The 22123-nt window shown below is 65.3% G+C and carries 22 protein-coding genes, 1 tRNA gene and 1 pseudogene; 10 read left to right on the forward strand and 14 right to left on the reverse strand.

Annotated features, from left to right (window positions below):
• Nucleotides 1–50 precede the first annotated feature (50 nt).
• The 3 genes from ACIGJG_RS13310 to ACIGJG_RS13320 form a co-directional block, all read right to left on the reverse strand.
• Nucleotides 51–710 (reverse strand): amino acid ABC transporter permease, encoded by a 660-nt coding sequence (locus tag ACIGJG_RS13310; protein WP_041679684.1) that lies wholly within the window; start codon nucleotides 708–710, stop codon nucleotides 51–53.
• A 103-nt stretch (nucleotides 711–813) separates the two neighbouring features.
• Nucleotides 814–1626 carry a transporter substrate-binding domain-containing protein gene (locus ACIGJG_RS13315; protein WP_011298737.1) on the reverse strand — a complete coding sequence of 271 codons (813 nt, stop codon included), beginning with the start codon at nucleotides 1624–1626 and terminating at the stop codon, nucleotides 814–816.
• A gap of 259 nt (nucleotides 1627–1885) precedes the next feature.
• Complete coding sequence (locus ACIGJG_RS13320; RefSeq protein WP_483673082.1) at nucleotides 1886–3166, reverse strand: D-amino acid dehydrogenase; 1281 nt, start codon at nucleotides 3164–3166, stop codon at nucleotides 1886–1888.
• A 128-nt stretch (nucleotides 3167–3294) separates the two neighbouring features.
• On the opposite strand from ACIGJG_RS13320, the gene ACIGJG_RS13325 reads away from it, so the two are divergent.
• Both ACIGJG_RS13325 and paeA read left to right on the forward strand, forming a co-directional pair.
• Nucleotides 3295–4269, forward strand: coding sequence for a LysR family transcriptional regulator (locus ACIGJG_RS13325; RefSeq protein ID WP_041679685.1), 975 nt, complete (start codon nucleotides 3295–3297; stop codon nucleotides 4267–4269).
• A gap of 61 nt (nucleotides 4270–4330) precedes the next feature.
• Nucleotides 4331–5662, forward strand: a complete 1332-nt coding sequence (gene paeA, locus ACIGJG_RS13330; protein ID WP_011298740.1) for a polyamine export protein PaeA — start codon at nucleotides 4331–4333, stop codon at nucleotides 5660–5662.
• Nucleotides 5663–5873: 211 nt separating this feature from the next.
• Here paeA and ACIGJG_RS13335 read toward each other — a convergent pair.
• From ACIGJG_RS13335 to ACIGJG_RS13355, 5 genes and pseudogenes are all read right to left on the reverse strand, one after another.
• A pseudogene (locus ACIGJG_RS13335) lies at nucleotides 5874–6647 on the reverse strand (phosphatase PAP2 family protein); the annotation flags it as partial.
• Between the two features lie 25 nt (nucleotides 6648–6672).
• A complete protein-coding gene (locus tag ACIGJG_RS13340; RefSeq protein WP_376990593.1) occupies nucleotides 6673–7515 on the reverse strand; it encodes a DUF1653 domain-containing protein in 843 nt (280 codons plus the stop codon).
• 171 nt (nucleotides 7516–7686) lie between these two features.
• Nucleotides 7687–7776 (reverse strand) — tRNA-Ser (locus ACIGJG_RS13345).
• A 79-nt stretch (nucleotides 7777–7855) separates the two neighbouring features.
• Nucleotides 7856–9160, reverse strand: coding sequence for a serine--tRNA ligase (gene serS, locus ACIGJG_RS13350; protein ID WP_483673083.1), 1305 nt, complete (start codon nucleotides 9158–9160; stop codon nucleotides 7856–7858).
• Nucleotides 9161–9261: 101 nt separating this feature from the next.
• Complete coding sequence (locus tag ACIGJG_RS13355; RefSeq protein WP_483672433.1) at nucleotides 9262–10602, reverse strand: replication-associated recombination protein A; 1341 nt, start codon at nucleotides 10600–10602, stop codon at nucleotides 9262–9264.
• A 146-nt stretch (nucleotides 10603–10748) separates the two neighbouring features.
• Here ACIGJG_RS13355 and ACIGJG_RS13360 point away from each other — a divergent pair, with 146 nt between their 5' ends.
• A complete protein-coding gene (locus tag ACIGJG_RS13360) occupies nucleotides 10749–11609 on the forward strand; it encodes a hypothetical protein (protein WP_011298745.1) in 861 nt (286 codons plus the stop codon).
• A gap of 3 nt (nucleotides 11610–11612) precedes the next feature.
• Here the strand turns inward: ACIGJG_RS13360 and ACIGJG_RS13365 are convergent, their stop codons facing one another.
• Nucleotides 11613–12008: a hypothetical protein gene (locus tag ACIGJG_RS13365; protein ID WP_483672434.1), complete on the reverse strand. Its 396-nt coding sequence runs from the start codon at nucleotides 12006–12008 to the stop codon at nucleotides 11613–11615.
• Between the two features lie 231 nt (nucleotides 12009–12239).
• On the opposite strand from ACIGJG_RS13365, the gene ACIGJG_RS13370 reads away from it, so the two are divergent.
• On the forward strand, nucleotides 12240–12413 hold the full coding sequence (locus ACIGJG_RS13370; RefSeq protein ID WP_166487018.1) for a hypothetical protein: 174 nt from the start codon (nucleotides 12240–12242) through the stop codon (nucleotides 12411–12413).
• Here the strand turns inward: ACIGJG_RS13370 and ACIGJG_RS13375 are convergent, their stop codons facing one another.
• The 3 genes from ACIGJG_RS13375 to ACIGJG_RS13385 all read right to left on the reverse strand — a co-directional run bounded on the left by ACIGJG_RS13375 (nucleotide 12414) and on the right by ACIGJG_RS13385 (nucleotide 15959).
• Nucleotides 12414–12836 carry a hypothetical protein gene (locus tag ACIGJG_RS13375; RefSeq protein WP_041679687.1) on the reverse strand — a complete coding sequence of 141 codons (423 nt, stop codon included), beginning with the start codon at nucleotides 12834–12836 and terminating at the stop codon, nucleotides 12414–12416.
• Between the two features lie 8 nt (nucleotides 12837–12844).
• Nucleotides 12845–13483 carry an outer membrane lipoprotein chaperone LolA gene (lolA, locus tag ACIGJG_RS13380; protein ID WP_011298748.1) on the reverse strand — a complete coding sequence of 213 codons (639 nt, stop codon included), beginning with the start codon at nucleotides 13481–13483 and terminating at the stop codon, nucleotides 12845–12847.
• Nucleotides 13484–13634: 151 nt separating this feature from the next.
• Nucleotides 13635–15959, reverse strand: a complete 2325-nt coding sequence (locus ACIGJG_RS13385) for a DNA translocase FtsK (RefSeq protein WP_011298749.1) — start codon at nucleotides 15957–15959, stop codon at nucleotides 13635–13637.
• Between the two features lie 166 nt (nucleotides 15960–16125).
• Here ACIGJG_RS13385 and trxB point away from each other — a divergent pair, with 166 nt between their 5' ends.
• From trxB to ACIGJG_RS13400, 3 genes are all read left to right on the forward strand, one after another.
• Nucleotides 16126–17091 (forward strand): thioredoxin-disulfide reductase, encoded by a 966-nt coding sequence (gene trxB, locus ACIGJG_RS13390; RefSeq protein ID WP_011298750.1) that lies wholly within the window; start codon nucleotides 16126–16128, stop codon nucleotides 17089–17091.
• 76 nt (nucleotides 17092–17167) lie between these two features.
• Nucleotides 17168–17839: a Smr/MutS family protein gene (locus ACIGJG_RS13395; protein ID WP_011298751.1), complete on the forward strand. Its 672-nt coding sequence runs from the start codon at nucleotides 17168–17170 to the stop codon at nucleotides 17837–17839.
• Complete coding sequence (locus tag ACIGJG_RS13400) at nucleotides 17839–18480, forward strand: trimeric intracellular cation channel family protein (RefSeq protein ID WP_011298752.1); 642 nt, start codon at nucleotides 17839–17841, stop codon at nucleotides 18478–18480. The genes ACIGJG_RS13395 and ACIGJG_RS13400 overlap by 1 nt, the downstream gene beginning before the upstream one ends.
• A 28-nt stretch (nucleotides 18481–18508) precedes the next feature.
• Here ACIGJG_RS13400 and glnK read toward each other — a convergent pair whose 3' ends face one another.
• Together glnK and ACIGJG_RS13410 are read right to left on the reverse strand one after the other, a co-directional pair.
• Nucleotides 18509–18847 (reverse strand): P-II family nitrogen regulator, encoded by a 339-nt coding sequence (glnK, locus tag ACIGJG_RS13405; protein ID WP_011298753.1) that lies wholly within the window; start codon nucleotides 18845–18847, stop codon nucleotides 18509–18511.
• A 288-nt stretch (nucleotides 18848–19135) separates the two neighbouring features.
• Nucleotides 19136–20095, reverse strand: a complete 960-nt coding sequence (locus ACIGJG_RS13410; protein ID WP_140950382.1) for a GlxA family transcriptional regulator — start codon at nucleotides 20093–20095, stop codon at nucleotides 19136–19138.
• 374 nt (nucleotides 20096–20469) lie between these two features.
• Between ACIGJG_RS13410 and ACIGJG_RS13415 the strand changes: the two genes are divergently transcribed.
• From ACIGJG_RS13415 to ACIGJG_RS13425, 3 genes are read left to right on the forward strand one after another with little or no spacing between them, the layout of a single operon-like run.
• Nucleotides 20470–21459 (forward strand): SLAC1 anion channel family protein, encoded by a 990-nt coding sequence (locus ACIGJG_RS13415; RefSeq protein WP_011298756.1) that lies wholly within the window; start codon nucleotides 20470–20472, stop codon nucleotides 21457–21459.
• Between the two features lie 36 nt (nucleotides 21460–21495).
• On the forward strand, nucleotides 21496–21822 hold the full coding sequence (locus tag ACIGJG_RS13420; protein WP_011298757.1) for a DMT family transporter: 327 nt from the start codon (nucleotides 21496–21498) through the stop codon (nucleotides 21820–21822).
• 34 nt (nucleotides 21823–21856) lie between these two features.
• On the forward strand, nucleotides 21857–22114 hold the full coding sequence (locus ACIGJG_RS13425; protein WP_140950381.1) for a hypothetical protein: 258 nt from the start codon (nucleotides 21857–21859) through the stop codon (nucleotides 22112–22114).
• The last annotated feature ends 9 nt before the right edge of the window (nucleotides 22115–22123 follow it).

Here is a 22123-nt window from a genome sequence, read left to right on the forward strand (position 1 = left end):
ACGATGGGCCAGCCCACCGGGCTGGCCCTTCTTGTTTGCTGCGCCTCAGTTCAGTGGCGGCCCGGCAACGACAGCCTGCGCTCCAGCACATGCTGCAGTCCCGACAGCCCGGTGCTGAGCACCCAGTAGATCGCCGCCACCGCAAGATAAAGCGGCAACGGCTGATAAGTCGCCGCAATGACCTCCTGCGCCGTGCGCAACAGCTCCGTCACGGTAATGACCGACACCAGCGAGGTGTCCTTGATCAGGCTGATCAGGCTGTTGGAAAGACTCGGCACCGCAAGACGCAGGGCCTGCGGGCCGACCACGTAACGCAGTGTCTGGCCGGGCGTCAGCCCAAGGCTATAGGCCGCGAGCCACTGCCCGCGCGCAATGCCGAGAATCGCCCCGCGCATGCTCTCGGACAAATATGCGCCCACATTGAGGCTCAGCGTCAGTACGCCCGCAGGCGTCGGCTCCAGCGCGACGCCGATACCGGGCAAGCCGTAGTAGACGACAAAGATCTGCACCAGCAGCGGCGTGCCGCGCATGATGCTGACGTACGTGCGTGCGATGCCCTTCAGCACGGGGTTGTGGCTGATGCCCATGAGCGCCACGACCATGCCCAGCACCAGCCCGAAGGCCATCGACCACAGCGCGAACTTGATGGTCAGTAGCGTGCCCTGCAGCAGCACGGGCATGGAATCGGAGATGAGCTGGAGCGCGGACATAGGAAGGTCGCCGGAAAAAGCACGCATCATACGGATTGCCCGCATGCGCGCAAACCCCGCGCAGCCTGTGGCCGGGCGGGGTGTCGTATGACAGGTTGCGGTTTTACTTGCCGGGCTTGGTCACGTCCGACCCGAACCACTTCACCGACAGCTTGGTCAGCGTGCCGTCCTTGCGCAGGTCATCGAGCGCATGGTCGATGGCCTGGGCGAACTTCGGGTTGTCCTTGCGGAACGGGATGGCCACTTCGGCATTCGCGCCCGCCACCACCGCGCCCGGGCGCAGCGGCAGGTTGGCGGTCTTGATCAGGTAGTTGACCATGAGCCGGTCGTTGAGTGCGGCGTCGACCCGCTGCGCGGCCAGGTCGCGCAGGTACTCTGGCGCACCGGGATAGGTCTTGACGTCGATGCCTGGCACCGACTTGGCCAGTTCGTTGTAGTTGCTACCCAGGCTCACGCCGAGCTTGTGGCCCTTGAGCGCTTCCAGCGAATTGAACTCGCGCTTGTCATCCTTGCGCTGGATAAGCTGCGCGGCCGAGTAGACATAAGGCGTCGAGAAGTCCAGCACCTGCTTGCGCTGCGGCGTCACCGAAACCTGGTTGACGATCACGTCGAACTTGCCCGCCTGCAGGCCGGCAATGATGCCGCTCCATTCCGTGGTCACGAACTCCGGTTTCACGCCGAGCTTCGCGGCGACGGCACGTGCCACATCCACGTCGAATCCATCGAGCTCGTTCTTCGGGTTGCGGAAGCCGAACGGCGGATAGGTGCCCTCCAGGCCAATCTTCAGGACACCGGCCTGCTTGACCGTATCGAGCAGGTCCGCGGCGCTGGCCGCGGTGGCGCTCAGGCCGGCGGCGCCGGCGATCAGCGAGGCAGCCAGCAGGGATTTGAGCCAGCCATGACGAATCGATCGCATATGTTCTCCAGTGGGATGCGGACTGACGGGCGCCTTTTGTAAAGGTGCCCGTCGCTTGTGCTGCTATGAGCCTATATCGGCCTCAACACTACCGCAAACGCTATCGATATCGAAATAACGATTCGTCATGGCTATATGGCTTTGACCCCTGCCACTGGACCTCTGGAACGCCTTGCCGCTCATGTTGATGCCCCGCGGCGGGAACGGCGATACGAACCACAGTTGTATAGCCCGCTACTGCAAGGATTCCGCCGCGCAACTACGCGTGCGCGGCGATGAAATCATCGCCATTGACGGCAGGCTTGCGTCCGGCAAGGCGGTCGGCAAGCAGCCCTGCGCTGCCCATAGCAAGCGTAAAGCCAAGCGCGCCATGCCCGAGATTGAGCCACAGGCCGCGCAGGCGTGATGGCCCGACCATCGGCAAGCCATCGGGCGTCGCGGGCCGCAGCCCTGCCCACGGCTGCAACTGCGCGAGCGGGATGTCGGGCACGATACCCTCAAACACCGTGCGCGTCTGCGCCACCAGCGTGCCAATGCGCTCGGGATCGATCCGCGCGCCACCACGCACGAGATCGGCCATGCCCGCGACGCGCAGCGTATTGCCGATGCGTGCATAGACGATCTTGTTGGCGAAATCCGTGATGCTGATGTGCGGAGCCGGCCCACTGTTCGACAGCGGCACGGTAATGCTGTAGCCCTTCAACGGCCAAAGCATCGGCCGCACGCCCAGTGGGCGCAGCAGCGGCACGCTGCCGATGCCACCCGCCACCACCACCGCATCGGCGGGCACTACGCCGGCTACCGTCTGCACGCCCGTGACGCGGTCCCCTTGTTGCACCAGGCCGTGCACGACATTGCCGAACCGCATCGACACGCCCGGCTGATGCTGCAGCAACCGTGCCAGCGACAGGCAGAAGCGATGGCAGTCGCCCACCTCCTCGCTCGGTGTGTAGATCGCGCCGGCGATCTCGTCGCGGATACCTGCCAGCGCGGGTTCCAGCGCCACGCACGCGTCCCGGTCGAGTGCCTGCTGTTCGCACCCGAGACTGGCTTGATAATCGAGCAAGCGGCGCGCCGATTCAAACGCCGCGCCATCGCGGTGCACAATCAGTTTGCCGCGCCGCGCAAAATCGAAATCGCTCGCCGTCCCGGCCTTCGCGGCTTCGCTGGCGACGAACGCCTCCATCAGGTCGCGCGAGTAAAATGCCAGGCGCAGCAGCTTGCGCGTGGTGGCCTCGCTGGTGCCGGCATTGCAAGCGCGCATGAATGCCGCCAGCCAGAGCCACTGCGCGGGATCGGCTACGGGCCGGAAGCGCATCGGCGAATCGCGCCGCAGAAGCCAGCCTGGCACCTTGCCCATCACGCCCGGTCCGGCCAGCGGCGCCACGTAGCTGTAGCTAAGCTGCCCGCCGTTGGCGAAGCTGGTTTCCTCGCCAGGGCCGTCATGGCGTTCGAGCACCGTCACCTCGTGGCCATCCTGCGCCAGGCGCCACGCACTGGTCATGCCGACCACGCCGGCGCCTACGATCACTACCCGCATTGCCATCCTTGTCGCTTGCTGTTCATTCAATGGCGTCAGCGTAGTCGAGTGCACGCGGCTTGCCCAATGCCAATACGTGCCAGAATATGTCTTTAGGCTATGGGCTGCACTTTCCCAGCGTCCCGACCATGCGTTTGCGCCAGATCGAAGTGTTTCGCGCCATCATGCTGACCGGCACCGTCAGCGAGGCGGCGCGCCTGCTGCACGTCTCGCAGCCGGTGGTCACGCGCGTGCTGCAGCATGCCGAAGCCTCGCTCGGCTTCCGGCTGTTCGAGCGCGTGCGCGGCCGCTTGCAGGCCACGCCGGAAGCCAACGCACTGTATGGCGATGTCGAAAGGCTATATGGCGAGATCGACCGCGTGCGGCGAGTCTCGGAAAGCCTGCGCCACAAGGGCGCCGGGCGCCTGCGGGTCGCTGCCACGCCGAGCCTCGCGGAGCCGCTGCTGGTGCCTGCGGTGCGCGGCTTTTGCGCGCGCTATCCCGACACACAGGTGCAGGTGCTGACCCACCATACCGACGAGATCGTCGATGCGCTGCTCGCGAACCAGATCGATCTCGGCTTCGCCTTTTCGCCGCCGCGGCACGAAGCGATCACATGCGAACCGGTGGCCGCAGGCCACATGCTGCTGGCGGTACCGAGACAGCAGCCGCTGCCCGCAGGCGGACGCCGCCATGTGGTGCCGATGCACAAACTGATGGAGCGGCCTTTCATCGGCTACGACGACAATAGCTCGCTGGGCCTGCTGGTGCGCCAGACCCTGGCCCGGCATGCGCTGGAACCACATTCGACGCTCGAAGTGCAGACGTATTCGCTCGCGTTGTCGCTGGTGGAAGCCGGACTGGGCATGGCTTTGCTTGACCAGTTCACGGCATTGAGTGCCAGCACGGCGCGCGTGTCGCTGCACGCCGTGCAGCCTGCCCTGCCGTTCGAGATCCAGCTGCTGCGCGCGAGCCACCGCGCCGCGTCGAGTCTCGTCGACGACATGCGCGACGAGTTTGCGCAGGCCGCCGCGGCACTGGCCGCGACCTTGCCGGACCGGCTCGAAGCGCCCGTTGCCAGCTTTGACGCCACCGCCACTACTGCCACCAGAGGACGGGATTGATTGACAGCCTCGCGCGGCCTGCACCATCATCAAGGCGCCCGAACGGTGCCCTCAACCAGCCATGTTCGTACTGACCCTGCTCCTCCTGATCCTGATCAGCGCCTTCTTCTCGATTTCCGAGATCGCGCTGACCGCCGCCCGCCGCACCAAGCTGCAGGTTCTGTCCGAACGCGGCGACCGCCGTGCCACCAAGGTGCTGCTGCTGAAGGAAGAGCCCGGCAACTTCTTCACGATCGTGCAGATCGGCGTGAACAGCGTGGCGATCCTGGCCGGTATCCTCGGGGAAAAGCATGTCTCCGATCTGGTGTTCGGAGCGTTATCGCAGTACATGGATACCGGCATCGCGCAGCGCATCGCCAATATCGGCTCGTTCCTGATCGTCACGCTGCTTTTTATCCAGTTTGCCGATCTGATCCCCAAGCGCATCGCGATGACGTTCCCCGAGGCCTGCGCGCTCGCGGTGATCGATCCGATCCTGACGCTGCTGCGCGTGCTCAAGCCACTGGTCTACGTGTTCAATGCCGCCGCCGATGCCACGCTGCGGCTGTTCGGCCTGCCGACCAAGACCGTCGAGCAGATCACCACCGAAGACATCGCCGCGATGGTCGATGCCGGCGCGGAGGCCGGCGTGCTGCTCAAGCATGAAATCCACCTGATCGAGAATGTGTTCGAACTCGATTCAAAGAGCGTCACGGCGATCATGACGCCGCGCGATGACGTGGTCTACCTGAGCCTGGACGAGGGCGCCGACAGCGTGCGGCGCAAGCTCGTCAACCAGCCGCATGCGCAATATCCGGTTTGCGGCCACGATCTCGACGACGTGCAGGGCTACATCGACTCCAAGGACATCCTGCAGTTGCTGCTGGCCGACGAAACGGCAACGGTGATCGGCAATATCGGCAAGCACCACGACAAGAACGTGCTGGTGATTCCGGACACCCTGACGCTTTCCGAAGCGCTCACACGCTTTCGCGAAATGCACGAGAACTTTGCCGTGGTGATGAACGAGTACGGCCTGGTAGTCGGCATCGTCACGCTGGACGACATTGTCGGCGCGCTGATGGGCGACATCCTTTACTCGAGCGAGGATGAACAGATCGTGCGGCGCGACGATAGCTCCTGGCTGGTGGACGGCCTGACACCGCTGATCGACCTGAAGAAGGCGCTGGAGATCGACGCGCTGCCGGGCGAGGACTACGTCGATACGGTGGCAGGCCTGGTGATCTACGCGCTCAAGCGCATCCCGAAGAAATCGGAGTCGATCACCGTGGGAGGCTTCCGCTTCGAAGTGCTGGACATCGACCATCACAAGATCGATCAGCTCCTGGTGTCGCGCCTGACGGCCGGGACGACGGCGACGCTCGGACAGCCGGCGCCCGAAGCGGGTCGCTGAGCGCGCCCGCCTGGCGATACTGCTCGAGCCTGTCGGGCAGGCGATACGCTACGAGATAGCCCGCTGCCACGATGACCGCGGTCGCCGCCACAGCGCCGAGCTGCCATGCCGGCAGACGCGCCGGCACATGCAGCATGATGTAGGCTGTGCCCACCAGCGCAATCCACGCGAGCCCAAGCACGAAGCCGGCGGCCACGTCCGAGAGCCAGTGCATGCCCAGGTACAGGCGCGACAGGCCGATCGCCGCCACCGCCACGGCGGTCAGCGCGAGCACCGGCGCACGCACGCGCCAGGGCTGGCGCAGGCAGATCAGGAAAGCGAGGAAGCCATAGGTCACCATGCTGCCGCTGGCGTGGCCGCTGGGGAACGAGTAGGACTCCAGCCCGCTGTAGATGCTTGCCGGACGGTGGCGCTGCAAGCCGAACTTGAGCGCAATCACGCAGGCGCGCGCGCCGAGCAAGGCAATCGCCCAGTACGCCGCGGCCGCCCATGCGCGCCGCCACGCCAGCCACGCAAAGACGGCGACACCAACCGCAACCGAGACCCGCGCGCCGCCAAGCTCGGTGATCGCGATCATGGCTACGTCAAGCCAGCCCTGCCGCACCGCGCGCAAATGGTCGAATACTGCGTGGTCCAGGGCGACCAGTCCCCGGTCTTCGGCAATCCCGTCGACCAGCCAAAGCAGCGCGCTGCCGCAGGCCAGAAGGCTCGCGCCTGCGGCAGCGACAAGCAGCAGCTCGGCCGCGTCGCGCTCGAGCATGCGCAGCGTCATGGCCCGCAGGCGCGATGAGCGCCCGCCACGGCCGGCAGTGCGATTCGACAATGCCTCCACGCTCGCGGCCCGCCACACATCAAGCCATCTCACCAGCGGCCGGATGATGCCGAGCAACAGCGGAATCAGCCAGAACAGCATCAAGGCCGCCAGCGCGAACAGCGCCAGCAAGCCGAGCGCATGGGCGGGCATCAGCAATTGCTGCGCATCCATGACGACTCCTGCTTCGTAGCCGTTTTCAGTCGGCGGCAACGCGCGCAATGTTGGCGCGCGCCGTGGCTTCGCAATCGGCGAAGGCGTCAGTCACGAACAGCCGTGGGCGCTGCGCGAGCGTGGACAGGAAGGCGGCACGGCGCTCCCGGAACGCCTGCATCAGCGGCTCGCCCGAAAGTCCGGTGTGCGCCGCCAGCAAGGCGCGGTTCTCTTCGAAGACGGCGAGGCTGTAGGCGTCGAAGTCCGCCGCAGGCACGGCGAGCCGGTACAGATCGAGATCGAGTACGAGCGCTGCATCCGCGACCGTGGCCGCATGGGTATGCGTATCCAGCACGATCTGCGCGGCGAGTTGAACGATGCCGGCGTCGACACCGGGTGCCATCGTCGCGATCAGCGCGGCCGAAGCGGCTTCGTTATGTTCGCAACCGGGGATATACACGGCGTCATGGAACAACACCGCCAGCGCTTGGGCAGGGTTCAGCGCCACGCCGCGGATACGGGCTTGCTCGAACATCTCGAGCACGTGTCGGCGGTCGTGGTAGTGCCGGTACGGCGCGTCGTACAGCGCGAGCACATCGAGCACCGCCTTGCGCGGCAGGAAATCGAGGCAAGCCAGCGCGGCCGGCCAGTCAGGCGCAAAGCGTGGCACCGTACCGTTCGACGTTGCTACCGGCTCGCTGAAGACATCGGCGGTACGCACCCACAGCAGCGAACGGTCGCGCATCGCTTCATACACGACAACGGGCGACAAGTCGGCTTCGAACCGGCCAAGGCCAACCACGGCATAGGCGCCGCCTTTGTAGTGCCGGTATGGCATGCCGGGAACGAGGTCGGGATCGCGGGGCAGTTCGGCGGGCGTGGATGTCATCGGCTGAGACCTCGGTGGTCCGGCCAGCATCAGGGCCGGTGAACGCGCGCCGGATCACAGCAAATCCGGCGCACAAAAAACAAAACCGACGCCTGCTTGCGCAGGAGTCGGTCTGAGTTTTACTACAGTCTTCTTGTCTGCCGGTGGTCGAAACAGTCGGCAGCTTCTTGTTGGCGGAGAGGGTGGGATTCGAACCCACGGTACCGTCGCCGGTACGCCTGATTTCGAGTCAGGTACATTCGACCACTCTGCCACCTCTCCGGTAACTTGGTCGCGTGCAGCGAAACCAAGATTATAGACAGGTTCCTGCAGCCAGCGCAAGAGCCTGGCATGCAGTTTTTTACAGCTCCGGTTCCAGACGCGTGGTGCCGCCCATGTACGGCTGCAGTGCGGTCGGCACGGTGACGGAGCCGTCGGCGTTCTGGTAGTTCTCGAGGATGGCCACCAGCGTACGACCCACGGCCAGGCCCGAGCCGTTCAGTGTATGGACCAGCTCCGGCTTGCCCTGCCCCACGCGGTAGCGTGCCTGCATGCGGCGCGCCTGGAAGTCGCCCATGTTCGAGCACGAGCTGATTTCGCGGTACGTGTTCTGCGCCGGGATCCACACTTCGAGGTCATAGGTCTTGGTGCTGCCAAAGCCCATGTCACCGGTGCACAGCACGATGGTGCGGAACGGTAGGTCGAGCTTCTTCAGGATCGCCTCGGCGTGGCCGGTCAGCTGTTCCAGCGCGTCGAACGACTGCTCGGCCGGCACGACGTGCACGAGCTCGACCTTGTCGAACTGGTGCTGGCGGATCATGCCGCGCGTGTCCTTGCCGTACGAACCCGCTTCGGAGCGGAAGCACGGCGTATGCGCGACGAAGCGCAGCGGCAGCTTGTCGCCCGCGACGATGGCATCGCGCACGATGTTGGTCAGCGGCACCTCGGCGGTCGGGATCAGGTAGAAGTTCTCAGTACGCTCGCCATCCTCGCCGCCCACCTTGCGCGGCACCTTGAACAGGTCTTCCTCGAACTTCGGCAGCTGACCAGTGCCGCGCATCGACGCGGCGTTGACAATGTACGGCACGTACATCTCGGTGTAGCCGTGTTCCAGCGTGTGGGTATCTAGCATCAGCTGCACCAGCGCGCGGTGCATGCGCGCCATGCCGCCACGCAACATGGAGAAGCGCGAACCGGTGACCTTGGCCGCGGTATCGAAGTCGAGGCCGAGCTTGTCGCCGACGTCCACGTGGTCACGGACTTCGAAATCAAACTTGCGCGGCTCGCCGACGCGGCGCACTTCGACGTTCTGGGTTTCGTCCTTGCCGAGCGGCACGCTTTCGTGCGGCAGGTTCGGGATCGACAGCATCAGTTCGGAAAGCTGGGCCTGGATTTCTTCGAGGCGCGCAGCCGAGTCCTTCAGCGTATCGCCGATGCCACCGACTTCCGCCATCACAGCCGAGGCGTCTTCGCCCTTGCCCTTGAGCATGCCGATCTGCTTGGACAGGCTGTTGCGGCGGGACTGCAGTTCCTCGGTCTGGGTCTGCAGTTGCTTGCGCTCGCTTTCGAGCGCCTGGAAAGCCGCTACGTCGAGTTGGAAGCCGCGCGTGGCAAGGCGTTGCGCCACGGCGTCGATGTCTTTGCGGAACAGCTGGATGTCGAGCATGTTGCGGTGTGGGAAGTGCGGGGCCGGCGACATGCCAGCGGACTCGCCATTTTACTTCACCCGGCCCGGCTGCCGTACCCGATCAGCACGGACGAGCCGCCTTATTCCGCCGGTTTGCCCTTGGCCTTGTGCTCGCGGTGCCAGGCCGCGTCGAGTTCGCGCAGGTGGCGCAGCTTCTCGGCGATCTTGCCTTCCAGGCCGCGCGGTACTGGCTGGTACCAGTCCTGCGCCTTGAGGTCGTCCGGGAAATAGTGCTCGCCGGCTGCATAGGCCTCGGGCTCGTCATGCGCGTAGCGGTAGGCGTGGCCGTAGCCGAGTTCCTTCATCAGCCGCGTGGGCGCGTTGCGCAGATGCACCGGCACCGCGCGCGACTTGTCCTTGGACACGAACGCGCGTGCCGCGTTGTACGCGTTGTAGCCGGCGTTCGACTTGGGCGCCACGGCCAGGTAGATCAGTGCCTGTCCTAACGCCAGCTCGCCTTCGGGCGAACCGAGGCGCTCATAGGTCTCGGCGGCGTCCAGTGTGATCCGGGCGGCGCGCGGATCGGCCAGCCCGATGTCCTCCCACGCCATGCGCACGATACGCCGTGCGAGGTAGCGTGGATCCGCGCCGCCGTCGATCATGCGGCAGAACCAGTACAGCGCGGCGTCGGGGTCGGAGCCGCGCACCGACTTGTGCAGCGCGCTGATCTGATCGTAGAACGCATCCCCGCCCTTGTCGAAGCGGCGCAGGTTCTCGGACAGCGCGCTGCCCAGCAGAGCGGTATCGATCTCGGTCGCGCCTGCATTGCGTGCCGCGCGGACTACTATCTCGATATTGTTCAGCAGCTTGCGGCCATCGCCATCGGCGGACGCCACGATCAGCTTGAGCGCCTCTTCCTGCCACGTGATACCGCCCAGCTCTTCGCTCGCGCGTTGCGCGAGCTGCGTGAGTTCGGCATCGTCGAGACTTTTCAGCACGTACACGGCCGCGCGCGACAGCAATGCGCCGTTGACCTCGAACGACGGATTCTCGGTGGTCGCACCGATGAACGTGAACAGCCCGCTTTCCACGTGCGGCAGGAACGCGTCCTGCTGGCTCTTGTTGAAGCGGTGGACTTCATCGACGAACACGAGCGTGCGGCGGCCATGCGCGCGAAACTGCTCGGCGCGCTCCACCGCCTCACGGATATCCTTCACACCGGACAGCACGGCCGACAGCGCGATGAACTCGGCGTCGAACGCATCGGCCATCAGCCGCGCGAGCGTGGTCTTGCCCACGCCGGGCGGGCCCCACAGGATCATCGAGTGCGGCTCGCCGGACTCGAACGCCACGCGCAGCGGCTTGCCCGCTCCGAGCAGGTGCTGCTGGCCGATCACCTCGCCGATATTGCGTGGGCGCAGGCGCTCAGCAAGCGGTTGCCGGGAACGGTCGGGAGAATCGGAAAACAACGTGTCCGCCACGGTATTCAGGCCTCGAAAATCGCCAGCTGCAAGGCATCGGCGTGGTTGGCGCCAGCGGCGCCGGGGAACGTGAGAGTGTAGACCATTGTTCCGCCGCGCCGCGCGCAGACGCGGACAAGGCTCTTGCGGGGGGGCTGCTGACGCCCATGGGCCGCAGGATTCTGCGTGTTCTGATTTCCCTCAAGGTTCGCCCAGCGACGACCGATATCCGGGCTTGGCCCGGCTCAGGATTCTTGCGGAATCCCTCGTCCGGGGACAACAGACAAGGCGGCGGGCGAGGCAGGCCGGATGTCGCTTCCCGCCACGCGGCTAACAAGATTGCCCGGGGAATTATGCTGAAATATCACTTTCTGGTGTTCAAGATGAACCGGCTTGTCGGCAAGGGCAAGCTCAGCAGCGTGGAGGAGGTTTCCCTGGCGGGCCAGCTGGCCGAAATGATCGACTCGCCGGACGCCGCGCAGCGCGTGCTCGCCGACCTGGCCGACCATGCCAATCCGCAGATCCGGCGCATCACGCTCAATGCCATCCGCCGCTCGCACCAGGTGAGCGCGCCCGCCCTGCCCGCCGTACTGCTGCGCAGGATGGCGGACACCGAAGCACTGATCCGGCATGACGCCGTCTGGATCGTGCAGGACAACAAGATGGATGGCCCCGAACTGCGCGCCGCGCTGCGCCGCCTGGCCGGCAAGGTGCGGTTGCCGTGGGATGCGGAGCGGGCCCGCGCCAATCCGTCCGACGCGACTCTGATGGCCCAGGTGCGCGCCCGCGTCGCGCTCGACAAGCTGCTCGAAAAGAGCGCCGCCGAGCGCAATGCTGCGCTCGCCGCGGGGTTGCTGAATATCGGAAACGGCCAGCCCTATGCCGAAGGCACGGTGGGCCACAAGGGCGTGATGCAACGCGCGCTTCGGCGCAAGCAGGCTGGCCGAAGGCTCGACAGCAGCGTGAAACTCACTTTCCGGAAGGTCGAGCCGACCGAGGTAACCGGCAACAAGCGATTCCTTCTCTGAAACCTAGCCGCGGCGCACCCACGCAACCTTGCCGGACGTGACGCCAAGCGTGCGGCGTTGCGGGTTGTAGTCCATGGTGCCCGGATACTGCTGGCCGTCGCGCTCGCCAAGACGCCAGGCGCAGCCTTGCAGCAGCGCGATGGCCTCGGCCTCGGTCTTGCCGACCAGGATGTCGTCGCCCAGCTTGTCGGCCTGACAGCCTTCGGACGTGCCGCGCGCACCTTGCGGGCCAGTCGGGCTCTGCGTGGGACTTTGGATAGGGCTTGGGGACGAACCCTGCGCGGGACTGCCGGATGCGGCAGGTGGCGCGGGAGGCGCTACACAGCCGACGCCCAGTGCACCAAGGGTGGCTGCAAAGGCAAGCGTGTGCAGTGCACGGCGACGAAGCAGGGAGAACATGTTCTTTTTCCTTGATCCGATGATCGCTGGCCGTCGCGATCTGTTTGTTTCGCGAGACCACAATTCTGCGACAGGGCCCGTCGCGCGGGCATTCAGTTTCTTGGCAGGCCGATCTGAATCTTTTGGCAAACGCCAGCCTGCGCCGAAATCCCGGCAGTACCATGGCACGCGCGACCGCGCCATACCGGCCGGCCGCCGAGCGCTTTTCCCACAGAACGGAGGCTGCCTGCCATGGCCATCACCACCCGGGTTCGAAAGAAGAAGCAATACCGCAAGGCGGTACTCAGGCTACGCGCCGCCATCAAGCGCGGCGATGAGGAAGCCATCCGCATCCGCCGCGAGCAGCTCAAGGCGCTGCCGGTGCCGCGCCAGCGCTACTTGCATGCACCCAGCGCAGCGACGTAATCAGCCCTTGGCGCGATCGACCAGCGTCTTCATGGCATCGGCGGGCAGCGGACCATGACAAGTCCGCTCGCCGCCAGCTTCGCTGGTGACGAGCCAGACCCGCCCTGGCGAACTGGCGGGATGCAGCACCCACGCCGGGCCGCGCGCGCTGCTGCTCGGTGGCAAATCTTCGAGCACGCCGGTGCTGGCCGACTGAAGCATGACGGCGCACTCGTTCGCCGGCACGCGCGTCGCCGACAGGAACGCCGCGTTGCCAAGCACTTCGGGCAAGGCCGTGTCGGACGCCCGCAGGAAAGAATCGACATCGAACTTGCCGCTGGCCGTCGTTGCGCACGCGGACAAGCCAAGCGCGACCGCCATGCATACGGCAGCCACCGCGACACGGCGCGCGTCGCTGGACACCACGGGTTTCAGTGCGGACATGGCGCCTCTCATTGCTTCATCACATCGGCGCCCTTGGGCACCGTGAACCGGAATGCATTCGCGGGCAGTTGCGGATTCTTCTGCATGGCCGAGAACGTCAGCAGCGTGGTGTTGCCGAACGCGTCGCGCAACTCCATCGCCTCCAGATTGCCGCCCTTGAAGCCAATGCCGATCCGCTCGAACTGCGTGTCCTTCGACTTCGGCGTCAGCTCCAGCCACTCGACGCCGTCACGCGTCGGGCCGTTCTTGACCGTGAAATTCTTCTCGAGGTCATTGCTGCCGAACAGGATGGCTGCCGGACTCGAGCCCAATGCGCCGTCGAGCTTGCGCTCGGTGACCTGGTTCAGGTCCTTGTCGTAGATGTAGAGCGTCTGCCCGTCTGCCTGCAACAACTGCTCATAGGGCTTGGCATAGCGCCACGTGAACTTGCCCGGGCGCGAGAACACAAAGCTGCCGCTCGACGTGCCGGTGACCTTGAGGCTGTCGCCCTGCCCCTTGACCTGGCGCTGCGTGAATTCGCCCTTGGCGCTCTTCACGCCGGTCACGAAGCTTTGCAACTGGTCAGTGGCGGCGGCGAGCGCCGTGGGCATGTGCGCAGCAAATACGGCGAGCGCTGCACAGGCCGACACGAGAATGCGTTTTCGCATGTATCAGATCCTTGCTGATGGAAAAGGCGCCGCGCCGCCGCGTGCCAATTGGATCAGGCGGCGGCGCAACCTGTCAGGTTAGAGCGTGCGGCCGGCGCCGGATTCCGCACTGCGCCGGTTACCGGGTAACCACATGTTACCGATGCGGCGCTCAGTCATCTTCCCTTGCGGCGCCCGGGGCCGCAAGGATGTCCCGGTTGCCGTTGCCCGACATGGCCGACACCAGTCCGGCCTTCTCCATATCCTCGAGCAGCCGCGCCGCACGGTTGTAGCCGATGCGCAGGTGGCGCTGCACCAGCGAGATCGACGCGCGGCGGTTCTTCAGCACGACTTCCACTGCCTGGTCGTACAGCGGATCCGCTTCGCCACCGCCGCCGCCAATGCCGGCACCGCCGCCAAGGCCATCGGTGCCAGTCTCGCCTTCAGCCAGGCCGCCTTCGAGGATGCCTTCGATGTAGTTGGCCTCGCCGCCTTCCTTGAGCTTTTCCACCACGCGGTGCACTTCGTCGTCGGAGACAAAGGCGCCGTGCACGCGCACTGGCAGGCCCGTTCCCGGGGCGAGATAGAGCATGTCGCCCATGCCGAGCAGCGCTTCCGCGCCCTGCTGGTCAAGGATGGTGCGCGAATCGATCTTGCTGCTGACCTGGAACGCAATGCGGGTCGGCACGTTGGCCTTGATCAGGCCGGTGATCACGTCTACGGAGGGACGCTGCGTGGCCAGCACCAGGTGCAGGCCGGCGGCACGCGCCTTCTGAGCGATACGCGCGATCAGTTCCTCGACCTTCTTGCCCACGACCATCATCAGGTCGGCGAGCTCGTCGATGACGATGACGATGGTCGGCAGCCTGTCGAGTGGCTCCGGCGCGTCCGGCGTGAGGCTGAACGGGTTCGGGATCTTCTCTTCCTTCGCCGCGGCTTCGTCGATCTTCTTGTTGTAGCCGGCCAGGTTGCGTACGCCCAGCTTGCTCATCAGCTTGTAGCGCCGCTCCATTTCGCCGACGGCCCAGTTCAGCGCGTTGCCCGCCTGGCGCATGTCGGTCACGACCGGGCACAACAGGTGCGGAATGCCTTCGTAGACGCTCATTTCGAGCATCTTCGGATCGATCAGGATCAGGCGCACGCTCTCGGGCTTGGCCTTGTAGAGCAGCGACAGGATCATCGCATTGATGCCCACCGACTTGCCCGAGCCCGTCGTGCCGGCCACCATGCAGTGCGGCATCTTGGCAAGGTCGGCCACCATCGGCTTGCCGGCGATGTCCTTGCCCAACGCCATGGTCAGGCTGGAAGCGCTCTCGTTGTAGACCTGCGAGCCGAGGATTTCCGACAGGCGCACGGTCTGGCGCTTCGGGTTCGGCAACTCCAGCCCCATGTAGTTCTTGCCCGGGATGGTCTCCACCACGCGGATCGACACCAGCGACAGCGAACGCGCGAGGTCGCGCGCGAGGTTCACCACCTGGCTGCCCTTCACGCCGGTTGCCGGCTCGATCTCGTAGCGCGTAATGACCGGGCCCGGGTAGGCCGCCACCACCTTGACCTCGACGCCGAAGTCCTTGAGCTTCTTCTCGATCAGGCGCGAAGTGAATTCCAGTGTCTCGGCGCTGACGGTTTCCTGGTGCGGCGGGATCGGGTCCAGCAGCGCCAGCGGCGGTAGGTCCGAATCCTGGATATCGGCGAACAGTGGCTGCTGCTTCTCGCGCTCCACGCGCTCGTGCTTGGGCACCGCCTGCGGCCGCACGATCTGCACGGGCGCCGCTTCCTCGATACGCACGCGCTGCACTTCCACGGTTTCGGTGCGCTCGACCTTGGCGGCCTTGCCGATGATGCGGTCCTGCTTGCTCTCGCGCCGGGCCTTGAAGCCCAGGAACAGGGTCTCGACAAAGCCGCCGATATGCTCGGCTACCGACAGCCACGAGAAATGGAAGAACAGCGACAGGCCGATGGCCAGCATCAGCAGCAGCAGCAGCGTGGCACCGGTAAAGCCCAGCGCGGTCTGCATCCAGCCGCCAATCAGGTCGCCGAGCACGCCGCCCGGCGCACGCGGCAGCGCGGCTCGCAGCGGGTACATGCGGATGGCTTCCAGGCCCATGCTGGAAAACAGCGTCAGCACGAAGCCGATCCAGCTCACCGTCACGCCCTGGCGGTGGTCCTCACGCTCGGGCAGTTCCGCGGTCAGTGTGCGCCAGCCCCGCCAGCAGCGGCGCACCAGCAGAACGGCCCACCAGTAGGCCGAGAAACCGAAGATGAAGAACAGTACGTCGGAGACCCAGGCGCCGACGCGGCCGCCAAGGTTATGGATGTCCGCGACCTGGTTGGCGTGGGACCAGCCGGGGTCGGTCTTGCTGTAGCTGGCCAGCACGCAGAGGAAGCCCAGCGTGACGGCGAGCAGCAGGAACCAGCGCACCTCGCCAAGCAGTTTGCCGATGCGCGAAGGCAGCGCCGACGGGTCCGTCCGGGTTGTGGTGGTTGCTCTCGCCATGCCTTGATCTGGTTCACTTGCAGGTGATGGTGGCGGCCATTTTAACGTGGCGCGGCGCTATCGCCGCCATTGGAATTTGCAACAGTGGGCAAATCGCGCTCCTCTTATAATGTCGGTTTCGAGCAATGCCGGTGCGCAGCAAGACGCACCGCCACAGGAACGCATCATGGCAAAACACGCAAAAGTGCTGATTCTCGGATCCGGTCCCGCCGGCTACACCGCCGCTGTCTACGCAGCCCGCGCCAACCTGGAACCGGTGCTGATCACCGGCCTGGCGCAAGGCGGCCAGCTGATGACCACCACGGATGTCGAGAACTGGCCGGGCGACGCCAAGGGCGTGCAGGGTCCGGAACTGATGCAGCGCCTGCTGGCCCATGCAGAAGAATTCAAGACGGAAATCATCTTCGATCACATCCACACGGCCAAGCTCGTCGATGAAAGCGGCAATCCGGCCCGCCCGTTCCGCCTGATCGGCGATGCCGGCGAGTACACCTGTGATGCCCTGATCATCGCCACCGGCGCGTCGGCGCAGTACCTGGGCCTGCCGTCCGAAGAATCGTTCATGGGCCGCGGCGTGTCGGCCTGCGCCACCTGCGACGGCTTCTTCTACAAGAACCAGGAAGTCGCCGTGGTCGGCGGCGGCAATACCGCTGTGGAAGAAGCACTGTACCTGTCCCATATCGCCAGCAAGGTCACCGTGATCCACCGCCGGGACAGCTTCCGCGCCGAGCCGATCCTGGTCGACCGCCTGCTGCAGCGCGAGAAGGAAGGCCGTGTCGAGATCCGTTACGACAGCGTGCTCGACGAAGTGCTTGGCGACGACTCCGGCGTGACCGGCCTGCGCATCCGCGGTGCGAAGTCGGGCGAGACCCAGGACCTCAAGCTGGCCGGCGTGTTCATCGCGATCGGCCACAAGCCCAATACCGACCTGTTTGTCGGCCAGCTCGCCATGGAAAATGGCTACCTGGTGACGAAGTCGGGCCTGTCCGGCGACGCCACCGCTACCAGCGTCCCGGGCGTGTTCGCCGCCGGCGACGTGCAGGACCACGTCTACCGCCAGGCCATCACCAGCGCCGGCACAGGCTGCATGGCCGCACTGGACGCCCAGCGCTACATTGAAGCGCTGAAGTAAGCCCTCCGCGGCCCGGCCGACCGGCCGGGCCCGCCCCTCCCGATATAATTGGCGCCGAGCCCCCGGAGAATTTTCCATGACGCACGGCGCCAAACCCGACCGTCCGACCAAGCGCTACGGCCTGAACGATCTGGCCGCCCTGCGCAACGACCTCAAGGCCGAGACCGAGCGCCGCGAAGCCGAACGGCTCGCGGCCAAGCAGGCGGCGCAACGCGCGCGAGAAGAAGCCGATGTCTTTCGCAGCAGCGTCGGCCAGGTCAGCCAGTTGCGCGAACGCAACCACGCTACGCTCTCAAACCCTCGCCCTGCCCCGGTTCCCGTGCAGACGCAGTTGAACGACAAGGCCGTGCTCGAAGCATCGCTGTCCGACGAATACGATGTCGACATGCTGCTCGAAACGGATGAGACGCTGTCCTTCCGCCGGCCCGGCATAGGCATGGACGTCATCCGCAAGCTGCGCCGCGGCGAATGGGTGCCGCAGGACAAGGTCGACCTGCACGGCCTGCGCACCGAAGAAGCGCGCGAAGCGCTGTCGGAATTCCTGCGCCGCTCGGTGCGCAACGGCGTGCGCTGCGTGCGCGTGATCCACGGCAAGGGTATCGGTTCGCCCGACAAGCTCCCCGTGCTCAAAGGCAAGGTCCGCAGCTGGCTGGTGCAGAAAGACGAAGTCATCGCCTTCGTCCAGGCGCGCGAAGCGCAGGGCGGCGCCGGTGCGCTGATGGTCCTGTTGCGCCAGCCGCGCACCTGATGCACCTGCCGCTCGAATTGCTGATGGGGCGCCTGCCCTTGATCCTCCATGTGATGGAGGTGATCGGCATGCTGTCTTTCGCTGTATCAGGCGTGGTCGACGCGCGCAAGCAGCGCCTCGATGTGGTCGGCACCTTCGTGGTCGCGTTCGCCACCGCCTTTGGCGGCGGCACCGTGCGCGACGTACTGCTGGACCGCCGGCCGTTCTACTGGGTCGAGCACGAAGGCTATGTCCTGCTGATCTTCGCGATGTCGATCGGCGCGTCCTTCGTGCTGCGCGTGGTCAGCCGCGTGGCCTCGGAGCGCACCATGATCGTGGCGGATGCGATCGGCCTGGGATTGTTCTCGGTGACGGGCGCCTCGCTGGCGCTGGTGGCGCAGATGACCCCGACCGTGGCGGTCATGATGGGCATCATCTCGGCGGTATTCGGCGGGGTGGTGCGGGACGTGCTGTGCAATGAAGTCCCGATGATCCTGCGTGACCGCTCACCCTACGCAACGTGCTCGTTCGTGGGCTGCTGGGTCTACATGGGGCTGACCTGGCTGCAGGTGGACCAGGAAGCCGCGTTGCTCACCGGTGCGCTGAGCATCATCGCCATGCGGCTGGTGTCGGTGAGCTACGGCTGGAAACTGCCGAGCTGACGCCTGTCGGCGCCGCCCGGCGCAAGCATCAGACCGCGGCTTCGTCCTGCTCGCCGGTGCGGATGCGGATCACGCGCTCGATCTCCGTGACGAAGATCTTGCCGTCGCCGATCTTGCCGGTGTGCGCGGCCTTGACGACGGCGTCCAGCACCGTGTCGAGCTGGTTCTCGGCGACCACGACCTCGATCTTGATCTTCGGCAGGAAGTCGACCACATACTCGGCGCCGCGGTACAGCTCGGTATGCCCCTTCTGGCGGCCAAATCCCTTCACTTCGGTCACCGTCAGCCCCGTCACGCCGACATCCGCGAGCGATTCGCGCACTTCGTCGAGTTTGAACGGTTTGATGATGGCGGTAATCTGCTTCATGACTGGCCCCTGGTTATAGTCGTTTGGGTAACGCGCCACCGGCGCGCAGCGAGCGCAGACGGCGTGGATTTTTTTCATTTTAACAGCCAATTGACGTGGTCTATCGTCGGCGCGAGCCGTTCAATGCGCACCCACAGCGCGCTGGCGCGCGCATCGACGGGCTGCCTTGCACGCCACATGACTGTGGATAACCTTGTGGGCAACGACCGGGGAAAACTGTGGAAGGCCTGTGGAGGGGTTGTGGACGGGCTGTGGATCGCTTGTGCATAAGGCCAGCGATACTGGACGCTATACGGTCGAGCGAAAGCGCCGACGGTAGTCGGCCGGCGACACGCCCAGGCGTCGCAGGAATGCCCGGCGCAGGCTGTTGGGATCGTTAAAGCCGGTCACCGCCGCGACGCGCTTGAGCGGATTGCGCGTTTCCTCAAGCTGGCGGCGCGCCGCGTCAATGCGCGCGCCCTCGACAAAGTCCGCCGGCGTGACCTGGCATTCCTGCTTGAAGATTCGCGCGAAGTTGCGCGTGCTCATGCCGGCCCGCTCGGCCAGGCTCTCTACGGACAGGCGTTCCGCCAGGTTTTCCAGCACCCAGTTCTGCACATCGCGAATGGCACTCTTCTCGGCGCCCTGCGCCGCCAGGTGCGCGCTGAACTGCGACTGGCCGCCGGGGCGCTTCAGGAACATCACGAATTCCCGCGCCACCTTCAGCGCTACCGTGCGGCCGAAGTCCTCCTCGACCATCGCCAGCGCCAGGTCCAGCCCCGCTGTGACGCCGGCCGAGGTGTAGAGATTGCCGTCCTTCACGTAGATCTGGTCCGGCTGCACCCTGACCTGAGGAAACTGCCGCGACAGCCGTTCGGTCGAGTTCCAGTGCGTGGTGGCGTTGCGGCCGTCCAGCAAGCCCGCGTGTGCCAGAAGCATGGCGCCCGAGCATACGGACCCCAGCCGGCGGACCGTGCGCGCATAGCGGGTCAGCCAGTTTCCGATGGCGCTGTCTTTCTCGACCTGGCTGACCAGCGGGCTGCCGGCGATCAACAAAGTGTCGATATCCGGGCTGCTGGTTTCCAGCGTCGTGTCTGGCGTGATGGTCATGCCATTGGACGCACGCAGCACGCCGGGGACCGCCGACACGATCTCGAACACATAGGCACCCGGCTCCCCTGCCTGGCGCGCCCCTTCGTGAAAGACGTCGATAGGGCCGGCCAGATCCAGCATCTGGACTCCGGGAAACGCAAGCACGGCAATCTTCATGACTTCACGACCGTATGACTATGAGGCGGAGGAAACGGATTCCGCCAGTTTAGTCAGTTTCGGCCAACTAGTCTGACGGGATCCATCAGCCAGGTGACCCTGGCACCTCCCAATTTCCTGCTGCTCATCATACGTCCTAATACCTCGATTGGAGACGAGCGCAGTCTAGGGCGTCATTTGCGCGGCGAAAACGCGGTTGACCGAGAGCGATCACGGATTGGCAGAAATTGACGTATCTAGCTTCTTTCAGCCTTCGCAAGCTTTTCCCATAATGCATTCCACGACAGCCCCATAGCAGGGACGAAACGCAGTCCGGGGTTGTTCCATCGCCGACGCAACGCGCTCGGCACTCGATACAGGCAGACGAAAGCACGATGACTATTGCAGCCAATCCCGCCGCCGCGGCGCCTACCCAGCGCAGTTCGGTCCAGCATCTCCCGGTCAACCTGTTCGGCGCCGTCATGGGCCTCTCAGGGCTCTCGCTGGCATGGCGCGCCGCGAGCAATGTGTTCGGGACCAGCCCCGCCATTGCCGATGCCGTCGGCGTGGTGGCGGTCCTCACGTTCCTTGCACTGGCGGCGGGCTACCTCGCCAAGTGGCGCCTGTACCCGGCAGCCGTCAAGGCCGAGTTCAACCATCCGATTGCAGGCAATTTCTTTGGCACCATCACCATTGCCATCCTGCTGCTGTCGTCCGTCGTCGGCGTCTACAGCGAAGCGCTGGGTCAGGTGGTGTGGACCATCGGCGCCGCCCTGACCATTGCCCTGACCTATGTGATTGCCAGCCGCCTCTTCCTCGGCAAGGGCGACCCGACCCACGTGACGCCTGCGTGGCTCATTCCGGGTGTGGCAACGCTCGATATCGCCGTGGCCGGGGGCACCATGCCGATGGCCTGGGCGCCGGAGCTCAACCTGTTCGCCGTCGCTGTCGGCACGGTGATGGCGCTGGTGTTCTTCACGATGATCTTTGCCCGCCTGGTCCACCACGATCCACTGCCCGCCGGCATGGTGCCTTCGCTGATCATCCTGATCGCGCCTTTCGAAGTCGGCTTCCTGGCCTATGTCAACGTGACCCAGCACGTCGACATGTTCGCCGCCCTGCTGTTCTACTTCGGCCTGTTCCTGTTCGTGGTGCTCGCGGCCAAGGTGTTCCGGCGCTCGGTGCCGTTCGCCGCGTCGTGGTGGGCCATCAGCTTCCCGATGGCTGCGCTGTCCAATGCCGCGCTGAAGTATGCGCACCATGCGGAGACCGGCGTGCTGCGCATCGTCGCCGCGGTCATCCTTGCGCTGCTGACCGTCGCCATCGCCGTCCTGTTCGTCCGCACGCTGTATCGGCTGTCCACGCACCGCCTGCTGGTCGGTTGACGGCGCCCTTCCTCTCAACCCAACGCCTTTACCACGATGTCCTGGATCTTGCTGGCCTGTGCCGGCCTGCTGGAAGTTGCTTTCGCCTTTGGCATGAAGTGGTCCGCCGGCTTCAGCCGGCTGTGGCCGAGCCTCTTTGCCGCGCTCACCGGACTCAGCAGCATCGTGCTGCTGACGATGGCCCTGCGCGCCTTGCCGGTGGGCACGGCCTACGCGGTCTGGACCGGCATCGGCGCCGCCGGCACGGCGCTGCTGGGCATGGCATTGCTTGGCGAGCCGGCATCACCGGCCCGCATTGGCTGCGTGGCTCTCATCTTGTGCGGCGTGATCGGGCTGAAGCTGGTTTCAGCCGATCCGTCCTGACACAGCGGCAAAGGCCCGCGACAACACAGAACCCATGCCACTGATCGAAACCGCTGAACGCGTACTGTTCCTGGGCCTGCTTCGCAGCCACGGGCACGCCGACGCAGACTTCCGCCTGACCGGCCGCGAACGGCAGCACACGGACCCCAGCGACATCTATGGATATGCCGTGGTCGACTGCCTCGCCAGCGGCAGGCAACTGGCCTACCCGCTTGATGAAACGGCCGACTGGCTCATGGCTTTTTGCAAAGATCTGGCGACCGGCGGCTTTGCGTCACCGCCGTCGGCCTAGTCTGTCCAA

The organism is Cupriavidus sp. C1SS-2L (genome assembly GCF_057073735.1).